At 53.9% G+C, this 18149-nt stretch carries 15 protein-coding genes and 1 pseudogene; 8 read left to right on the forward strand and 8 right to left on the reverse strand.

Annotated features, from left to right (window positions below; translation table 11 throughout):
- Positions 1-336: 336 nt before the first annotated feature.
- The 4 genes from L1X57_RS10280 to L1X57_RS10295 form a co-directional block, all read right to left on the reverse strand.
- Complete coding sequence (locus L1X57_RS10280) at positions 337-531, reverse strand: hypothetical protein (RefSeq protein WP_009721472.1); 195 nt, start codon at positions 529-531, stop codon at positions 337-339.
- Positions 532-611: 80 nt separating this feature from the next.
- Positions 612-878, reverse strand: coding sequence for a hypothetical protein (locus L1X57_RS10285; RefSeq protein WP_009721473.1), 267 nt, complete (start codon positions 876-878; stop codon positions 612-614).
- Positions 875-1306 (reverse strand): hypothetical protein, encoded by a 432-nt coding sequence (locus L1X57_RS10290; RefSeq protein WP_143759678.1) that lies wholly within the window; start codon positions 1304-1306, stop codon positions 875-877. The genes L1X57_RS10285 and L1X57_RS10290 overlap by 4 nt, the downstream gene beginning before the upstream one ends.
- Positions 1307-1366: 60 nt before the next feature.
- The gene (locus L1X57_RS10295; RefSeq protein ID WP_009721475.1) at positions 1367-1636 is read right to left on the reverse strand and encodes a type IV secretion system protein; all 270 of its coding nucleotides are present in this window, start codon (positions 1634-1636) and stop codon (positions 1367-1369) included.
- 141 nt (positions 1637-1777) lie between these two features.
- On the opposite strand from L1X57_RS10295, the gene L1X57_RS10300 reads away from it, so the two are divergent.
- The 5 genes from L1X57_RS10300 to L1X57_RS10320 all read left to right on the forward strand — a co-directional run bounded on the left by L1X57_RS10300 (position 1778) and on the right by L1X57_RS10320 (position 10966).
- A complete protein-coding gene (locus tag L1X57_RS10300; protein WP_009721476.1) occupies positions 1778-2797 on the forward strand; it encodes an IS30 family transposase in 1020 nt (339 codons plus the stop codon).
- 102 nt (positions 2798-2899) lie between these two features.
- Positions 2900-3289: a response regulator gene (locus L1X57_RS10305; RefSeq protein ID WP_009721477.1), complete on the forward strand. Its 390-nt coding sequence runs from the start codon at positions 2900-2902 to the stop codon at positions 3287-3289.
- Complete coding sequence (locus L1X57_RS10310; RefSeq protein WP_009721478.1) at positions 3282-4943, forward strand: diguanylate cyclase; 1662 nt, start codon at positions 3282-3284, stop codon at positions 4941-4943. Before L1X57_RS10305 ends, L1X57_RS10310 begins: the two co-directional genes overlap by 8 nt.
- Positions 4944-4955: 12 nt before the next feature.
- Positions 4956-7817, forward strand: a complete 2862-nt coding sequence (locus L1X57_RS10315) for a PAS domain-containing protein (protein WP_009721479.1) — start codon at positions 4956-4958, stop codon at positions 7815-7817.
- Positions 7814-10966, forward strand: coding sequence for a response regulator (locus L1X57_RS10320; RefSeq protein WP_009721480.1), 3153 nt, complete (start codon positions 7814-7816; stop codon positions 10964-10966). The genes L1X57_RS10315 and L1X57_RS10320 overlap by 4 nt, the downstream gene beginning before the upstream one ends.
- Here L1X57_RS10320 and L1X57_RS10325 read toward each other — a convergent pair.
- Entirely contained in the window at positions 10963-13407 is a 2445-nt protein-coding gene (locus tag L1X57_RS10325; RefSeq protein WP_009721481.1) for an EAL domain-containing protein, read from the reverse strand. The genes L1X57_RS10320 and L1X57_RS10325 overlap by 4 nt on opposite strands.
- 408 nt (positions 13408-13815) lie before the next feature.
- On the opposite strand from L1X57_RS10325, the gene L1X57_RS10330 reads away from it, so the two are divergent.
- Complete coding sequence (locus tag L1X57_RS10330) at positions 13816-14151, forward strand: hypothetical protein (protein ID WP_009721483.1); 336 nt, start codon at positions 13816-13818, stop codon at positions 14149-14151.
- Positions 14152-14535: 384 nt separating this feature from the next.
- Positions 14536-14670: pseudogene (locus L1X57_RS10335) on the forward strand (JAB domain-containing protein); the annotation flags it as partial.
- A 186-nt stretch (positions 14671-14856) separates the two neighbouring features.
- Here L1X57_RS10335 and L1X57_RS10340 read toward each other — a convergent pair.
- Positions 14857-15099, reverse strand: coding sequence for a hypothetical protein (locus L1X57_RS10340; RefSeq protein ID WP_009721485.1), 243 nt, complete (start codon positions 15097-15099; stop codon positions 14857-14859).
- Between the two features lie 38 nt (positions 15100-15137).
- Here L1X57_RS10340 and L1X57_RS10345 point away from each other — a divergent pair, with 38 nt between their 5' ends.
- Positions 15138-15353, forward strand: a complete 216-nt coding sequence (locus L1X57_RS10345) for a hypothetical protein (RefSeq protein WP_009721486.1) — start codon at positions 15138-15140, stop codon at positions 15351-15353.
- A 2-nt stretch (positions 15354-15355) separates the two neighbouring features.
- Here the strand turns inward: L1X57_RS10345 and L1X57_RS10350 are convergent, their stop codons facing one another.
- Both L1X57_RS10350 and L1X57_RS18890 read right to left on the reverse strand, forming a co-directional pair.
- A complete protein-coding gene (locus L1X57_RS10350) occupies positions 15356-17224 on the reverse strand; it encodes a sensor domain-containing diguanylate cyclase (protein WP_221927873.1) in 1869 nt (622 codons plus the stop codon).
- Between the two features lie 693 nt (positions 17225-17917).
- Complete coding sequence (locus L1X57_RS18890; RefSeq protein WP_409559421.1) at positions 17918-18061, reverse strand: YHYH domain-containing protein; 144 nt, start codon at positions 18059-18061, stop codon at positions 17918-17920.
- Between the last annotated feature and the right edge of the window lie 88 nt (positions 18062-18149).

Raw genomic sequence — 18149 nt, forward strand, 5'->3', positions numbered from 1 at the left:
GGCCGATGTTTGAACGCCAAAAAAGAAGGCCGTCACCCAGCACCTGTGCCAAACCCTGACACTACTTGGACTAGCTCTTGAGGCCGTTGCAAGGCGGCATTAAAAGAATGCCAGTGACCATAATAATAATCAGAATATTATTCTTCTTATTATAGATGGGATAACCCAGCTGGTTTCGACACCACAGCTGATATCGCCGCCCCTTTTTGGCGTTAAAACACCGGGTAGCGCCCAACATGGTTGGAACATGTCAGTTTAGCGATGGGGTCTGATTATGCGTAGGGGGTCCGATTATGCGTACCGCCCCTACGCGACAGATAGCCTCAATGGGCACGATCAGGCATCAAAGTTACTGCGGCGATCTTGATGCTCTGGCCGCCATAAGACGGCTTTCATGATGAAGGGATAGCATACCGGCAACATCAGCCAGGCTATCCATGAGCCGATGACAGCGAAGCCAACCAGCAACAGCACTATTCCCAACCAGGCTATTAGATACCAAACAGGGGCTTGCGGGCGTTCATTGATCATCGTTTATGCTCCTTGCTGGTGACATGTAAGGCTGCTCTGAGTCGCCATGCTCGCTACTTGCCGATTCAAAGAGGGGGCGATTATGCGTAGCTTGGGGGGGGCTGATTATGCGTACTGCCGCCGTCAGAAGGTGATGCAGCTTGGATAGTACCGCTCATGGCACCTGTCTGGCCGCTGTTCTGCTTGCCACCCATATGGGCTGAATCGCCACCGCCTTCCGACATGCCGAGTCGTTCAGCCCGGAGTTTCTGAGCCATAGAGCCGCCGAACGAGCCGTGACTGGCGTTGTAGTCACCCATAATCTTACCGCCCAAGGTTTCACCTGCCGCCTTTGTCAGGTTCTTCATAGTCTTTCCAGCGTGGCCCATGCCCGCAGCGGCACCGCTCGACGACGAGGCAGAGCCCGGCATGGGAAGCGGCCCATTTCCAGCACCTGTAGAGCTACCGCCGGAGCGAGCGCGCCACTGCCACTGAGCTGTTCACCAGCCAGCTTGGAGGCTTCACGCATGGCCATAGCGCCACCCGCAGCGCCTACAGCAGCCCCTACCGCGACAGACCCGGCAGCCCTTGCCATGCCGCTTACAGACGGCGTTGCACTGCCGAGAGAAGCCCCGTTGATGATTCCCTGAACCGCGTCAGGAATCATCTTCACCAGAATAGCCATCATCAACAGCACCCCAATGATGGCGAGGATAGCCCGAAACGACTCATGATCCTGATTCACAGCCCACTGGTGGATAAATTGCTCACCCGCGCCGATGACCAAGAACATCACATAGAGCTTGGCTCCGATGCTGATGGTGTAGGTGATGTACTTTTTGGCGTAATCCGCCGTTCACTGCGAACCGCCAAAACCCAGCAGAACAATGCCTGCTGCCGTGACCACGTACATTTCAGCCAGCACAAAGAAGGCATAAGCAGCAATCAGCGTGTACAGGATGACAACAGGCAGCGCCAGGATGGTGTAGGCGATCCGGCTCAAGCCGCTGCCTGCCGAAATAACATCGCCCCCAAGGGTAAATCCCCGTTCCAGGATCTCCGGCACACTAAGGCTCAAGCTAGTACCGGTAGCTTGTCCGCCGATCCAGACCCAGCCCTTGATCATGGTGTTTATCCGATATCACAAAGTCTTTTTATCCTTTAGGCCTAGACACTTCTAAGGCCCCGTCAGAGTTGTATACTGCAAGTGAAAAGGGCGGTCTCAATGATCAAGTGCAACACCTAACCTATCAGGTAATGTATTGCCATGACTCATTGTTATCGCCGTCTTTCTGCTGAAGACCGAGCCGCCATCATGCTGATGCAGGGTCACCATTCGATTCGTGCTATCGCCCGTCAGTTAGGACGCGCACCCAGCACCATTTCACGAGAACTGACACGCCATACGGTCAGGCCTGGCATAGCGTATGACGCCAGTCTCGCTGGTTACCGCGCCCGACTGACCCGCTGTCGGCCTCGTCGTTGCCCGAAGCTGCATCTCGATGGTGAGCTGTTCGAACTGGTGGTCTACCTGCTGCGCAAGTACTGGTCACCAGAGCAAATAGCCCGAACACTGAAGCGTATGTTTCCTGATAATACTGATCGCCACGTCTCGCACGAAGCCATCTACAATGCGCTCTACCTTATACCGCGTGGCTCGCTCAATAAGGAGCTGATTGCCTGTTTGCGCCAGGGTAACGGTAAACGTCGCCCTCGCAGCCGTGGCAAGGATAGACGACAACAGATTCCAGGCTTGGTCAGCATCCATCTGCGGCCGCCTGAGATCGAAGACCGCCTAATGCCTGGCCACTGGAAGGGAGACCTCATCATCGGTGCCAACAACCGCTCTGCCGTCGGTACGCTGGTAGAGCGAACCACGCGTCTGGTGATCCTGGCGAAAGTGGACGGCACCACGGCCACAGCAGCGGCCGTCGGCTTTAGCGACAAGCTCTATGAGGTACCGCGCTCCCTGCGCCTATCGATGACCTATGGCCAGGGCAAAGAGATGCTGAAGCATGCCGAGATCACTCAGAAGACAGTGACAGCGATCTACTTTGCCGACCCGCATAGCCCATGGCAGCGGGGTTCCAATGAGAACACCAATGGGCTGTTGAGACAGTACTTATCAAAGGGCACGGATCTGTCGGTCTACAGCCAGGAAGAGCTCGACGACATCGCCGACTCACTCAATACACGGCCACGCAAGACATTGGACTGGCGCACGCCGCTGGAAGTCTACGCCGAGGTGCTCAAGAAAGCTGTCGCCGGCCCGAGCACGCTGCAGTAGTGTTGCACTTGGAACTTGAGACCGCCAAGATTCTGGGGCTAATTCATTGAAACTGCCTCATGTGAATTTCTTCCAGAAAACAACCAATTAGGATTAGCAAAGATGAGCATATTGCAAAAGGTCGCTTACGTCGAGGACGACCCAGACATCCGTGAGATTGCCTCCCTCGCTCTGGTAGACGTAGGTGGTTTTACATTGAAAACCTGTGAGTCCGGCGAAGTCGCACTGCGGGAGATCCCGGCATTTGAGCCTCAATTGGTTCTGCTGGATGTCATGATGCCCGGCATGGATGGCACGGAGACTCTGACCGCGCTCAAAAAACAGGGTGCCATAACGGAAGCTACTCTGGTCGTGTTTATGACGGCCAAAGTTCACCCGGAAGAATTGGAACGTTATAAAACAATGGGCGTTGCAGAGGTGATATCAAAACCTTTCGATCCCATGACGCTGGCAGATGATATACGAGCGATTTGGGAGCGGTTCGATGGCTAAGCAGTCTCTTACCAGTCGTTCGCTCAGCCATATTGAAAAGTTAAAAGCGGCTTACGCAGAACGTTTGGAGTCCGAATTTAAGCGGCTTGAAATTCTGTCTTCCCGCTTGGAAACGCATCCCTCATGCAAAGACGCACTGAGTGAATTGCATTCGGCGTTGCACACGCTGGCGGGGGCTGCCGGAACCTTTGGTTTCCACTCGCTCGGCGAGAAAGCCCGTGAGTTTGAAACAATAGTGGCAAAAAACCTGTCAGAATCTTCCGAAGAAGCAGCCACTCCCGCCAGGTGGTTGTCTGAACTGAGGGACGCTCATGCGGCCGACAGCCATGGGCAGAGCGAAGAAGCGATTGAAACCAGCCCTCAAGCTATTGCTGCAGACTCTCCTTGCCTATGGCTGGTAGAGCGCGATCATCTGCTTGCCAGTTATGCCCTGTCTCAACTGACAAGTTTTGGCTTCCGTGTTTATCATCTGGACGATGCCCGCGCCCTTAAAACAACCGACAACCCAGAGCCAGATTTATTACTGATTGACCACCATGCTCTTCAGCATGAAGGGCCAGAATCCCAAGACTTCTGGCAATCCCTGCTAGACGATTTTCAATGCCCGATATTCTTTACCGGTGCTGAGGATAGCTTCAGTGCGAAGCTGGAAGCTTTGCGTGCGGGTGCCCAGGGGTATTTTGTCAAACCCTTGGATATGATCAAACTTGCTTCACACATCTCCCAGGTTATTCGCACTGAGGACTCCGAACCCGGACGGGTTCTGATCATAGAAGATGATCGGGAACTTGCCAGCCACTTTCAGTCCATCCTCAAAGACGCGGGCATGCAGGTAGCGGCACTCGAGAAGACCGACCAGTTGTTCGAAACTGTCAGCGAATTTAACCCCGAGCTTGTTCTGATGGACCTGTGGCTGCCCCATGTGAACGGTGCGGAACTCGCGGCACTGCTTTCGCAAACCGATCGCTGGACACATTTACCCATCATCTACCTGTCTGCGGAGTCCAACCCGGAGCTGCGAAACCAGGCTCTGCTGAGGGGCGGGGACGCGTTTTTGGGAAAACCCGTCGACATGGACCTTTTGGTCCGATTATGCGCGGCCAGAATCCAGCGCTTGCGCCAACTGGAACGAACCCGCAATCGGGATGGCCTGACCGGTTTGCTGAAGCATGCCAGCATCAAGGAAGCATTGCAGATGCAATGGCAGTTAGCCCAGCGGCGCCCGCAAACCTTCAGTGTCGCGATGTTGGATATCGATCATTTCAAAGCCGTCAACGATACCTACGGTCACGCAGTGGGTGACACGGTGATCGCCACCGTGGGCACGCTGCTTCGTCAGCATTTTCGGACCACTGACAAGCTGGGCCGCTACGGTGGCGAGGAGTTCACACTGGTGTTGCCGGACTGTAATGCCGACCATGCCTACAAGCTGGTGAACCGCTTGCGGGAAGATTTTGCGGACATTAAATTTGCAAGCGATGGCGAACCGTTTACCTGTACTCTCTCAGCAGGCGTGGCAGATAACCGTCAGTTTCCGAAAGATACGGCCGAAGCATTGCTGGAAAAGGCTGATCAAGCACTTTACCGCGCCAAGCATGACGGGCGAAACCAAGTGGTGCGTGCGTCAGATCAGCAAGTACAGAGTTCGCCTTGAACGAGGTAACCTATGAAAGCCCCTGAGATTCCTGACAATGAAACCGAGCGTCAGCAGGCACTGGACGACACTGGCCTTCTGACCGAGGGCCCCGAGGAGCGGTTTGACCGGATCACCCGTCTGGCTTGCCATACTTTCTCTGTGCCCATTGCCCTAGTGTCTTTGATAGACCGGGATCGGCAATGGTTCAAATCTCGCCAGGGGCTGGACGCAACAGAAACACCCCGGGATATCTCTTTCTGCGGCCATGCGATTCATCAAAGCGAGACGCTGATCGTTGAAGACACGCTTGAAGACGAGCGCTTCTTCGATAACCCACTGGTGACCAGCGGCCCAGACATCCGCTTCTATGCCGGTGCCCCCCTGCATACCGATACTGGGTATCGCCTGGGTACCCTATGCCTGATCGACCGCCAACCGCGATCGTTTGACGACACTCAGATTGCTCTACTCCGGGAGCTGGCGGCCATGGTGGAGGATCTAATCCGAGCGGATGCCCGACAGCGCAGACAGACCACCGAAATGGAGCAGAAGCTACAGGCAAGCCATGATGAAGTGGTATCACTGCTGAACAATATGCCAGGTATAACCTTCCGCTGCCTGCCAGATGAACACTGGACCATGCTCTATATGAGCAGGCAAGTGGACAACGTCAGTGGCTACACAGCTGACGATATGATCGGGAATAAACGCATCAGTTACGCCAAACTGATTCACAGCGACGACGCGTCAAAGTGTGACGAGGCCGTCGCAGAAGCGATGACGGAGAATACGGAGTGGCACATCGAGTACCGGATTCGCCACCGCACCAAGGGATGGCGCTGGGTAGAAGAGCGCGGCCGGTGCGTCCGGGATGATCCACAGTATCCGGCTGTGCTTGAAGGGTTTATTGTGGATATCACCCGCGAGTACGATGCGCTACAGCAACTGGAGCACAATCACAGGGCATTGATGCTGCTGAACGATATTGCCTTCTCCACCCATCGCTCACTGGATGACAAGATTGGCTACGCCCTGCAGGAGGCCAGATACTATCTTGGCTCAGATATGGCGATTCTCAGCCATATCGAGAGAGACACTTATACCGTTGCCTGGGTAGACGCCAATGACGGCATTCCGGTGGCCGCCGGTCAGCAGTTCCCACTGGGCGACACCTGGTGCGACTTGTTGGTGTCCAGTGCCGATGAAGGGCCTACCCGCGAGTACTTTATTCCGGACACGAATCAGCCTGAGTATCACGCTCACCCCTGTTACAAAGCCAACTCGCTGGGTAGCTATGCAGGCATTGTTGTGGAGGTGGACGGCCACCCCTGGGGAACCCTGAACTTTTCTTCTGTTCGCGTCAGGCAAGAAGGCTATGACGAAAGCGAAAAGCTGTTTCTCCGCTTGCTGGCCAATTGGTTCTCAGAGGTGTTGACCAACAGCCTCGGTCATGATCGTCTGACCAAGCTGATGGCACAGTTGCCGGGCGTGGTTTACCAGTTCCGCCGTTTCCCCGATGGAACAATGGTCTTCCCCTTCAGCTCGCCCCAGATTGAAGATCTGTATGGTATAACCCCGGAGCAGGCCGCGCAGGAGGCCACGCCCGCTTTCGAGCGTATCCATCCGGATGACCTGGCCGCCTTGAGCGCATCCATCGAAGACTCAGCCCGGACGCTGGAGAACTTGACCATGAAGTATCGCGTGGCGCACCCACGCCATGGCTATCGCTGGGTCTCGGGTGACGCCAAACCGGAACGTTTACTGGATGGCAGTATCCAGTGGCATGGGTATATTCAAGATGTTGACGAACAGCAAAAGGCACGCATTGCTCTGGAACAGAGTGAAGCGCGCCTTCATGGCCTGTTTGAGTTTTCGCCCATTGGCATTGCGCTGAATGACTTTGAGACTGGCCGCTTTATCGACCTCAACCACGCACTGGTTGCCCCAACCGGTTATACGGCAGAAGAGTTTATCGCGCTCAGTTACTGGGATTTCACGCCCAAAGAGTACCTGCCCGAAGAGGAGAAAGCCCTCGCGGACCTCCGCACAACCGGGCGTTATGGCCCTTTTGAGAAAGAATACATACGAAAAGACGGCAGTCGCTACCCCGTACGCTTGCAGGGCATGATCAGTGAGGAAATAGACGGCCGGAAAGTCATCTGGTCGCTTGTCGAGGACATCAGTGAGCGCAAGAAGCTCGACAGGATGAAAGACCAGTTTATTGCGACTGTCAGCCATGAACTGCGTACACCGCTGACGTCCATCAAGGGCAGTCTCGGCCTGTTGGCCGGGGGGGCGGCCGGTGAGCTGCCGCATAAAGCGCAGAAACTGCTGGAAACGGCTGAGCGCAATACCAGCCGCCTGATGCATCTGATCAACGACCTGCTGGATATGGAAAAACTGGTGGCGGGCAAGATGACCATGGCGCCGCAGAAGCAAGCCTTGGCGCCCATTCTAGATGAGGCGATTGAGTCTGTCCGGGAATACCTGCATTCCCACAGCGTCAACATTAACACCCCCCAGGCGTGGCCAGCGATCACGGTTAAGGTCGACAGCCAGCGGCTTGTCCAGGCCCTGACGAACCTGTTGTCCAACGCCATGAAATTTTCCCCGGAAAATAGCCCTGTGGAAGTCTCGGTCATTGAGCAGGACGAAACCGCTGAAATCCGCATCCGGGATCACGGCTCCGGGGTGTCGCCGGAGTTTCAGGAACGACTGTTTCAGCGGTTCAGCCAGGCCGACGCCACCGATAGCCGCAAGCTGCCCGGCACCGGGCTGGGACTGGCGATAACCCGTGAAATCTGCCAGCAGCTTGGCGGCCAGGTTGGCTATCGCGATGCCGCTGGCGGTGGTGCCGAGTTCTATATTCAGTTACCGGTGATTAAATCATGACCTTTGCAACGCAAGCCATCGCCACATTCGGTCTGGTTCTGCTCGCGGTTTTGGGCAATATGCTCAGCCTTCCCCTGTTCTTTGGCATACATTTTATTTTTGGCTCTGTCGTCGTGATGCTAGCCATCAGGTTGGTGGGTTTTTGGCCTGCTGTCTGGGTAGCGCTGGCCGGCAGTGCCTACACCTGGGTACTTTGGGGCCATCCCTATGCCATGCTTGTCTTTACGCTGGAAGCGGTTGTTGTCGGCCTTTTGTACCGGCGCGGCCTGAACAATCTGGTACTGGCCGATCTGGCTTTCTGGCTCGTGGCCGGTACCACCCTTATTCTACCCTTGTATACAGGCGTGGTGGGCATGGATACGACGCCCGCCATCATGATTGCTCTCAAGCAGTCGCTGAATGGGCTGTTCAATGCCCTTATTGCAGGGCTGTTGGTCAAGATACTGGTGTGGCGGTTTCAGAAGGGGACAGTTGAATGGCTGCCACCCTATATCCGGCTAAATGAATTGCTCTTCCATGTTATTCTGACCCTGGCGCTGATCGTCGGATCCATCCCCGTGATCATTGACAGCCATGAGGACGAAACAGAACTGGAGAGGCGCTTGGCCAGTGTCATGGAGCGCGCCCTGACCGCCACAGCGGATCGCCTGGGGCAGAACCCCGATGCCTCCGAAGTTCTTGAAACCGAGCTGCGGCGCTTTGAATACACCGATGCCATAGACGGCATAGCGCTGCTCAATGTGGAGGGCAACCTTATTGCCCAGGCCGGCGACGTCGTCTCGACGTCATCAGGAATGAGCCGCGGGATCACCGGCCTGGAGAATCTGGACATCTGGCTGCCGGTTTCCGATGAAAGCCTGGTGAATCGCTGGCGGCAGGGACACTACCAATACCAGCTGCCGATCAATGGCCTGGCGGGCGGCACCAAATTGATAGCGGATAAGGCGGCCGGGGCGCTGATTCAGACCCTGGAACGTAAACGCAATGAGAGCTTCGTTTTATTGGCGGTGATGGCCCTGCTGAGCATTGTGGTCAGCTTTTTACTCAGTCGCCTTCTGACACGTCCGTTGGTACAACTGGACAACGCCAGCAAACAACTGTCTGAGACAATTCGCCGGCGTGATCCTCCTGAGATGCCAACAAGCCCGGTGTTTGAGTATGGCACTTTGTCGGCTTCTCTCCAGACCATGGCCACGGCACTGGGCCAGACCTTTTTTGAACTGGACAATGCACGCGATACGCTGGAACAGCAAGTCCAGGCGCGCACCCGCGAACTGGCCAGCACCTCCACCATGCTGAGCAATGTTCTGGAAGCGTCAACGGAGTTTGCCATTATCGCCACCGATACCGAGGGAACCATCACCCTGTTCAACACCGGCGCTGAAAATTTGCTCGGGTACGACTCAAATGACGTGGTTGGCGCGCAAAGTCCCGCGCTGTTTCATCTTCCATCTGAAATAGAAGCACGGTCGGTGGCGCTGTCCGATGCACTTGGCGAGACCGTCACAGGCTTTGATGTCTTCGTGAAAAACGCCCTGCGCGAGGGCTTCGAGACGCGGGAATGGTCCTACCTGACCAAACGGGGTGACTCAATGCCAGTCATGTTGACCGTCACCCCCATTTTCGATGACGCGGATAAGCTGACCGGCTTTCTCGGCGTTGCCGAGGACATCACCGATCGCAAGCGTATGGAAAAAATGAAAAACGAATTCATTTCCACCGTCAGTCACGAACTGCGCACACCACTGACCTCCGTGAGCGGCGCTCTCGGGCTCGCTTTGAGCGGTAAGCTGGGGGATATACCCGAAAAGGTCAAAAAACTGTTGAAGACCGCCCATCGAAACAGTGAGCGATTGGCGCACCTGATCAATGATTTGCTGGACATCGAAAAGATCGCGACGGGTAAAGTGAATTTAGATATGAAGGTTCAACCGCTTCAACCCATTCTTGAGCAGGCCGTGGAGGAAAACAGGGCCTACGGCGCCGAGCGCCATATCAAACTGACGCTGTACAGCGAGATACCCCGGCAAAACGTCAAGGTTGATGAGCAGCGGTTAAAGCAGGTGCTGGCCAACCTGCTGTCCAATGCCATCAAGTTTTCTCCCGACGGCGGTACAGTCACTGTCGAGGCAGCCAGTACGGATACCGATATCACCGTCAACGTGATCGACCAGGGCCCGGGTATTCCAGAGGATTTTCACCACAAGATATTTCAGCGATTTGCTCAGGCGGACAGCTCAGACACGCGTCAACAAGGGGGCACGGGGCTCGGCCTGGCCATTACCCAACAGCTGGTTACCCGCATGGGCGGCACGATTGACTTCGAGACAACCGCCGGCGAAGGAACGCGCTTTTTCTTTTCGCTTCCAATGATATCACCGGCTGAAAAGGCACCCTCTGACCTTTCTCCCAAAAATACCGACGGCTTATCCAGTGAGTCACCCAAAATACTGGTCGTGGAAGATGATCCAGACATTGCCAGCCTCTTGAGAATTATGCTGGAGGATGCGGGGTATCGGGTGGCCATCTGTCATTCTGGTGCAGAGGCGCTTGAATCCATAGAAGCGGGCAACTGGGATCTGATCAGCCTTGACCTGATGTTGCCGGATGTCAGTGGTCTCGACATCATCAGACGGCTGAAGAAGCAGGCAGCCACCGCTGACATTCCCATTGTCGTGGTATCCGCCAAAGTGAACCAGGGCCAGCTGGAGCTTGATACCGAGGCAGACAATATTGCTTGGCTGGCAAAACCCATTGACCAGCAGAAGCTGATCGAGTTGGTGAGGCATCAGCTATCACAGGGGCACTGTCCGAAAATTCTGCACGTTGAAGATGATGTAGATTTACACGATATCCTTTCGGCCATGGTCAGTGACCACTTAAGCCTGGAACGGGCAGGAACCCTGGCTGATGCCAAAAGGCTGCTAAAACAGCACGCTTATGATGCCGTTTTGCTTGATATTGGTCTGCCCGACGGCTCAGGGTGGGATTTGATCCCGGATATCGAGAGCGCACAACCCGGTGCGGCCATCGTCATCTTGTCCGGCGAGGATATCGGAAAGGAGGCACCTTCAGCCGTCGCGAGTGTATTGCTGAAAAACAGGCTGACTTCTGAGCAGCTCGTCAGTGTGATCCGGCGACATATTTAAAACCAGTCACCCGCTTCAATGTCTTCCGGCAGCATGGGGCGGGCGCTCAGAAAGCCCTGATACTGGTGACAGCCGAGTTGCTTTAGAAAAGCCAGCTCTTCGTTTTTTTCAACACCCTCGGCGATCACATCCATGTTCATACTTTGGCCCAATCGCACCGTAGCACGCAACAAGCGGGCATCCCCGGTTTGGGACCAGTGTTCAATAAAACTGCGATCGATTTTCAGCTTGTCGGCGTTAATGCGTTGGAGATAACTCAGCGAGCTGTAACCGGTGCCGAAATCATCCAGTGCCACGCGAACACCCAGCGACCTGAGTGACGCCAGCACCTGACTGGCGCTTTGCCAGTCCGCCAGCAGCAGACTCTCGGTGATTTCCAGCACGATTTTCTCCGGCATCAGCTGATGGGCGTGGATCAGCGAGGTCAGGTTGTTGATAAACACCGGTGTCTGGATATCTTTCGCGGAGAGGTTCAGCGACATAAACCAATCCGGGTTGATGGTGTGCCAATGGGCGAGTTGAGGCACCACACGGCTGATTATCTGCTCCGTTAACCGGGAAATTAGCCCCCGCTCTTCCATCAGTGGAATAAACTCCCCCGGCCCCAGCAGACCACGCTCCGGATGTTGCCAACGGGCCAGCGCCTCGAACCCGACAATGCGCCTCTCTGCCACTGAGAAAATTGGCTGGTAAACCGCAACAAACTCTTGTTTATCCAGCCCCAGCCTGATCGATTGTTCCAGGGTAAAGCGGTATTTTTGCTCAGCCTTGAGCTCTGCATCAAAGTAAACCCGTTCAGCATCTTTGGCCGCTTTCGCTTTAAACAAAGCTATATCCGTCTGGTCCAGGAGCTCGTCTGCCGTCATGTTGTTGTCCGTGGCGATCGCAACCCCAACATCCACCGATAGCGAGACAGAGCCATGCTCAGAGTTCATATCCGTTTGATTTACTACCTGAACCAATTTCCTCACGTACTCATCAAGCGCCTTTTGCGAGGAATGCCCCTGACTCAGAATCAGAAACTCATCACTGCCCTCGCGACTCAACATACTGTCCTTGTCCAGGTGTTGACCTAGCCTCCATGCAACACCTTGCAGGACCTCATCACCAAAATAGTGGCCATAGAGATTATTGATGGAGTGAAACTCCCGAAGATCCATTTTTATCACGGCCAGAACCCCTTCAAACGGTTGTTGCAAAAGGCCGTTCAGAGTACGCCGGACTTCCACCAGTTTTGGTAGCGCCGTCAGTGGGTCTTGAGCCACGTCTGCCCCGGGTGTCATCAAAACGCGATCCATGCTTCGCAACTGGCGGCCTTTCACAACACGCGACTTGACCATCATCAACAGCCGCCAGGGTTCTACCGGTTTGTTGATGAATTCGTCATTTGCCAGGCGGGCACAGGCCAGCTGCACATCCATACCAGCAACCGCCGACATAAATAACAGCGGTATGCTAGAAAATTCTTCATGCTGGCGGATGATACGACCCAGCTCAATGCCATTGCAGCCAGGCATCTTGACATCAATCAGTACCAGCTCGGGTTGAAACTGATCGAGAAGATTGAGGGCGTTCTGCGCGTTATCCGCCGTTCTGACTGAATAGCCGGCATCATCGAGAATGTTTTCATACAAATTCAGCAAGTCTTGATCATCGTCAACAATCATGACCCGATAGGGCTCGACAGGTGCCATGTTCAGCTCTGCGCGCAGCAGGGCAGTCAATCTGGAAATATCCAATGGCTTGTGAAGAAAATGATTGCCGCCTGCTCTGACGGATGCCAGGCGAAGGTCGAAAGAATCATGCTCAGAGATGAAAATGATGGGAAGGGGAGCGCCATCGTTATGTTGCCTGTAAGTCACTTGCCTGGCACCCGCAAAGCGATCGCCGAAAAAATCCATGTCGACGATCACAGCAAGCGGGTCATAGTCGGCAATTGCTTTTTCCAATTGAGTAATATTCTGCTCAACGTGCGCAATATAACCGTAAGAGTCGAGGTTTTCCGAGAGTTTGAGTGCGAAGTTTTTATCGTCATCCACAATCAGGACAGGAATATCGTTTTCGGACTGGCTTTTCGTTTCTGCAGCATCTTGGGCGTAATTATGGGCCACCTCGTTCGGTTCAGCTTTCGAGATCTGTTTCAATGCCCGTAACAATTCTCTGACCGGCTCGGATACTGCCGGTGCTCGTTCCTGCCGTGAGAGATGTTCCGTTTGCTCCAGTGCCTGCTCACACTCTCTCGCCACCTGCGACAATTCCCGGAATCCATAGGCCTTGCCCGAACCGGCCAGACGATGCGCCATTGACTGGATATCCGACAGCTTGCTTTGGTCATCAGCCGCGGCCGACCAAAGTGCCTCCAGTTGTTGTTCGTATTGACCTAGGTGAGTGATGTAATGGGTTCGCAGATTGGCCATTTTATCAGAATTGTTAGGGCACATAATTTTCCTTTTATAAGCGAAAAATCGGGTCGTTACGAAATGATCCGAATAATAGTCTAGCAAGCTGCTAAAATAGGCCAATACTTTCTCGCGAGATTACTCGGATAAGCCAAATTCCAGGGTATCTGAGTTTTTGGGTTCTTCGTCACTTCATGTGGATTTGGCCTGATCGAATAGGCGGCCCGCCGGGCTGCCAATCCCGGCTCACGGGTGCCTATCAGGCGCACTTTTTCATTTCTCGAAGTCCAATGGGGGCCATGCCGCCAAAACCACTCCAGCGCAGTAAAAAACATTTCGTGCAGGCGTCTTCAGCGTGTGTAGCATCAGGCTCTGTCTAGGCCTATGCGCTATTCCGTCCTTTCCCAAAAAGATGATGAAACGCTGGTGAGGCATGTCTACGATCTTCACATGGCGACATCCTGCGAGCATGACATCGCTATATTACGTAGGTTGGTAAAGGCGGTAATACAGACGGACGTGGCTCAGTTCGGCAAGCAGCATACACAATTTGTCAATAGCTCAGCAGATGAGCTGCACTATGGTCTAGCGTGCGTAGAGACCAACCCCATCCATAAGGATCGCTACGAGCGTTTTATCGACCCGCTGGTTTATCATGATGAGCCCGCTACCTGGAATGAAGCTTTACAAACAGTGAACGAATTGGTTCAACGTCTGCGCACGGAAGGTAGGGCTGAGCGCAGAAGCCTGCTTTTCCAATGGTGCGCTTGTCAGGCTGTACCCTGATTCACTGTCTAAGCCGCTTTATGCAGCCTGCTATGTAGTCACCCTCGTCCTGCTGCAGCGGTGGTAATTTGGTTGCCGCCTGGTTGTCATTTGGCGGCTAACAGGGTGAAAACCATGTGAGTCATGTAAACCATGGAAAACCCTAACTCATTGAAAAGATTTTGTTTACGCATTGCAGGCGCGATCCCAAAGTTTGCTTGGTTGGACTCATAATCTCTTGGTCGACCGTTCAGGCCTGCTGGTTTAACAAATAGAATCAATTGGTTACAGACGCCAGGGTTTATTTTCTCCAGCGCTTGGTTGCTAATACGCGGTAATCTGGCAACCACTCTGGCTCATCTTGACGAATCGGCGTAGCACTGTTTTGGCTGACTGGAAGATCCTGAGCCTAGCGATTCAGGCCGGCGTATCACTGGGCCCCTTAAGGAGGCCTTGGGGTTGATGGATATTCGAGTAATGGATCACGTAGTGGTGGGTAGTGACGGGTGCAAGTCGTTTGCGGAGATAGGGTATTTGTAGGTATATATCGGGGTAAATTAGAGCTGCCCAGCGAGGCAGTTCTAATAATGAGGCAAGCTTTCTTTTTTTGGTTAAGATAGGAAACGGCCAATTCCTGCCTTTTAGGCATTTCTGGTATAACGCTCGGCCCACGCGCCGATTTGGAGCTGGGAAGCGGTGGAAAATCGGTCGCTCTGTAGTCGATTGTTAAGCATTTTTCTCAGCACCATACTTTTTGGCTGGGTGGCCAAAAATCAGTGAAACTCTCGAACTCTGTCGAGTGAGTTTCGAAACACCATCGTAACCTATATAACCGAATTCCCAGTCGGTTCTCTTGTCGTAAGCTTCGTAATGTCCAGCAAGATAATCGCCAACAATTATTACTTCTGATAGTTCTGCTGCTGCTTTTTCATCGTAAATCTCAGTCGGTTCCTTGGGAGATTGAGTCATGTTATGCGTTCGCCTGGGCCGTCTTCATTGCCGAGTTAATGGCACCGCTGATAGTGATCCTGGGCTACCAGACTCATATTAGTGCGCTGCTGACTGACTTCAACATGCTGGTGGTCATTGCCATGGTGCATAGCCACGAACTGATAGCACTGGGCAGCAATGGCGTTTGGTCACTGGAACTGCAGGGCTTCTTCCTGTTCGTCGGGGTTGCCGTTAGTTTCATCGGCCCGGGCCGCTACAAGCTGAAGAACTGACATCAGGAGCCGGTAATCGCCCGGCTACCGCTGCCTCTGTACACCATCACCCGGTTTCGGCCAGCTTTTTTTGCGGCATAGAGAGCTTCATCAGCCTGGCCTATGAGTTCTGCAGGGCGACTGCCGGGAGCCGGGGTCATCGTGGCAACACCGACACTGACTGACAGGTTCATCGGGCTGTCACTACCCACCACATGAATCGGCGTTTCTGCGACCGCAGCACGCAGACGTTCTGCCATACTAACAGCCCCATCTTCCAGTGTGGCAGGCAGTAGCACGCTGAATTCCTCGCCGCCGTATCGCGCCAGCAGATCCCCTGATCGCTGTATTTCATCGGCACAGACCTGAGCAACGCTGACCAGGCAATCATCCCCTGCCAGGTGTCCAAAGTCATCGTTGACCTGCTTGAAATGATCAATATCCAGCATTACCAGACTAACCGGTTGCCCATGTCGAAGTGCGCGATTCCACTCGGTTTCCAGTTTTTCATCAAACCGGCGTCGGTTGGCCACCTTGGTCAGGCCGTCAGTTATTGTGACCGCCTTGAGCAGCTCATTAGCCTGCTCCAGCTCTTCCGTGCGTGCCTGGACCCGTGCCTCAAGGGTCTGGTTGGCCTGGCGCTCTATGTCCAGGGCATAGCGCTGGGCCTCGATTCGGTGCTGACGTTCAAGGTTTATGCGATAGGCCAAAGCAAACGACAACAGAACGACCTCCAGCGTTGCGCCAATCTGTGGCGCCATCACGGTCAGGGTGTTGGTGGGAATCAGGCCCATCTTGCTGATGGCAAATACCAGTTGCCCCAACAGCAGCGGGGTCCATGCCAGAAAATAGAACTTGGCAAGCACCTGCCCCCGGTACCAGACAACCATTCCTATCACCCAGCCCAGCGCAGTAGCAACCGCAACAAGCACACTGACGAGGACAGTGGCAATTTGATAACTACCGAACAGGCCATAGACAAAACAGCCAACACTAATCAGCACGAGTATTTGCAGCAATCGGTGAGCGACAGGACTGTATCGTCGCACTTCCAAAAAACTCAGCGTAAACATGGCGGCGAAGAAAGCGTTGGCGGAGATAATCAACGGCGCGAAATACCGGTTGATAATCGGCAGATCGGGCCACAACCACTGGAATACCAGGCCACTGAAGTTGAGCAATACCAGAGTTGAGGCAATAACGGTGAGAACATACCACAGGTAGGCCAGATCCCGGACCATCATGAAAATGAACAGGTTGTACAGTGCCATCGCGACCATGACGCCCAGATACATTGTCTCCCAACCGTAATTCAGTTGCTCAGACGCCAGGAAGTCCAACTCTGTGGTTACATGAACGGGAATCTGCACCGCCCCCTCGGTCTGCACACGCACGTACGCCGTGGCTGGCTCGGTACCAGAGGGCACCGGGAAGACAAAATTACGGTGATATATGGGGCGGGAAGTGAACATCCAGCGGTTACCGGTGACGTAACGCTCCACTTCCTCGCCACCGACGAACCAGTAGACCCGGACGTCGCCCAGCAGGGGATAACCGATTTCCAGCAACTGCTTGTCCGGTTCCGCCGACACCTCGACTCTGAGCCAGAAATTACTGCTGCTGAACCCGAAGTTCAGGGTTTCATTACTGGCCTTTTGCTTCCATTGCGATTCAGGCAGGGCCCGGATATCCTCGATGCTCATTTCCGGTTCCGGCGCTTCGAACCACTCAATAGCGGCATCCTGAGCAAACACCTGGACAGGCGCCAGCAGAAACACCAGCAGCAGTAGCCGCAAGAATTGGCAGGCAACGGAAGTACCACTGTTAGTGCCACCGCTACTGTATGTGTTGTCAAAACTGAGCATGGGAATGTTCGATACTTCCGTATCCAAGAGCCTCATATAGCTGTTTTAGGGCGGCGGGTACGCATGAATATTTCTCTTCGAGACTATCTATCAACTCGGGCTTCTCTAGCATGAACTCTGAATCACTAAAATTTTGCTTTAGGGCTCTCGCAAGGTTCTCTATATCTTTCATTTGGGTATGCCTAACCCCGTGCACAAAGGTGGCTTTCGCAGTAGGCCATCCGGCGAAGGCCGTAGCGATTTGGTGCACTTTGTTATGCTCCTTACTTCTGCAAGCGAAAGTTAGAGCGACTGCCACTAGGGATGCCGTCACGAGATTAACATACAGCCGTGCCACATTGACTGTACCATGTGCAGCATCAAATCCCCCAAGCCTATGATTTTTTTGTATTATTAATTTCATATTGGTTCGTATAGTCAAAATTCGCGCTCATGCTGCATTTCCAGGAATGATCGCTCAGGGTCGAGGCTGTATTAAAACTCTCGATCTGCCCAGAAAATGGCGCCCGTACGCGAAAACTAGAGAAGCTTTAGAACACAGTAGCCTCAGAATGAGCGAGAGAGCGCCATTCTTGTTCGATTTTTGTTCGGCCCGGGGCTCTTCGAACGTTTTCACACAGCCTCGGTCGTTATCGGACAATCGTGATTTCGCGCAATCCGTAAGATGACAGTCACGTGCGGCATGCCTAAGGCGACGTTTATGGCGCTGCAAAACCTTACTTAGTGGCAGTGACGCGTGCCAGCTTTAGTGTCCCTATGGCAACCGTTCTTATCGGTACCTCCGCTGTGCGATACCCCATCACCGCTGTATGCAGCCGTGGACGCTGACACGTTACCGACTCCGAAGAACATACCAGTCAGCATTAGAGCTAATAATACCTTCTTATTGATCGTCTCCTTATTATAGCTGCCCACTACTAGCTATACGAGACTAGAATCTATCATGCTGAAG

The organism is Halomonas sp. TD01, assembly GCF_923868895.1.
In the GTDB taxonomy this organism is placed as follows: domain Bacteria; phylum Pseudomonadota; class Gammaproteobacteria; order Pseudomonadales; family Halomonadaceae; genus Vreelandella.

What these genes read in the sequence shown, in the direction of transcription:
- L1X57_RS10280 (WP_009721472.1), bottom strand. Translation starts at nt 531, where the DNA reads ATGATCAATGAACGCCCGCAAGCCCCTGTTTGGTATCTAATAGCCTGG.
- L1X57_RS10285 (WP_009721473.1), bottom strand. Translation starts at nt 878, where the DNA reads ATGAAGAACCTGACAAAGGCGGCAGGTGAAACCTTGGGCGGTAAGATT.
- L1X57_RS10295 (WP_009721475.1), bottom strand. Translation starts at nt 1,636, where the DNA reads ATGATCAAGGGCTGGGTCTGGATCGGCGGACAAGCTACCGGTACTAGC.
- L1X57_RS10300 (WP_009721476.1), top strand. Translation starts at nt 1,778, where the DNA reads ATGACTCATTGTTATCGCCGTCTTTCTGCTGAAGACCGAGCCGCCATC.
- L1X57_RS10305 (WP_009721477.1), top strand. Translation starts at nt 2,900, where the DNA reads ATGAGCATATTGCAAAAGGTCGCTTACGTCGAGGACGACCCAGACATC.
- L1X57_RS10310 (WP_009721478.1), top strand. Translation starts at nt 3,282, where the DNA reads ATGGCTAAGCAGTCTCTTACCAGTCGTTCGCTCAGCCATATTGAAAAG.
- L1X57_RS10315 (WP_009721479.1), top strand. Translation starts at nt 4,956, where the DNA reads ATGAAAGCCCCTGAGATTCCTGACAATGAAACCGAGCGTCAGCAGGCA.
- L1X57_RS10320 (WP_009721480.1), top strand. Translation starts at nt 7,814, where the DNA reads ATGACCTTTGCAACGCAAGCCATCGCCACATTCGGTCTGGTTCTGCTC.
- L1X57_RS10325 (WP_009721481.1), bottom strand. Translation starts at nt 13,407, where the DNA reads ATGTGCCCTAACAATTCTGATAAAATGGCCAATCTGCGAACCCATTAC.
- L1X57_RS10330 (WP_009721483.1), top strand. Translation starts at nt 13,816, where the DNA reads ATGGCGACATCCTGCGAGCATGACATCGCTATATTACGTAGGTTGGTA.
- L1X57_RS10340 (WP_009721485.1), bottom strand. Translation starts at nt 15,099, where the DNA reads ATGACTCAATCTCCCAAGGAACCGACTGAGATTTACGATGAAAAAGCA.
- L1X57_RS10345 (WP_009721486.1), top strand. Translation starts at nt 15,138, where the DNA reads ATGGCACCGCTGATAGTGATCCTGGGCTACCAGACTCATATTAGTGCG.
- L1X57_RS18890 (WP_409559421.1), bottom strand. Translation starts at nt 18,061, where the DNA reads ATGCTGACTGGTATGTTCTTCGGAGTCGGTAACGTGTCAGCGTCCACG.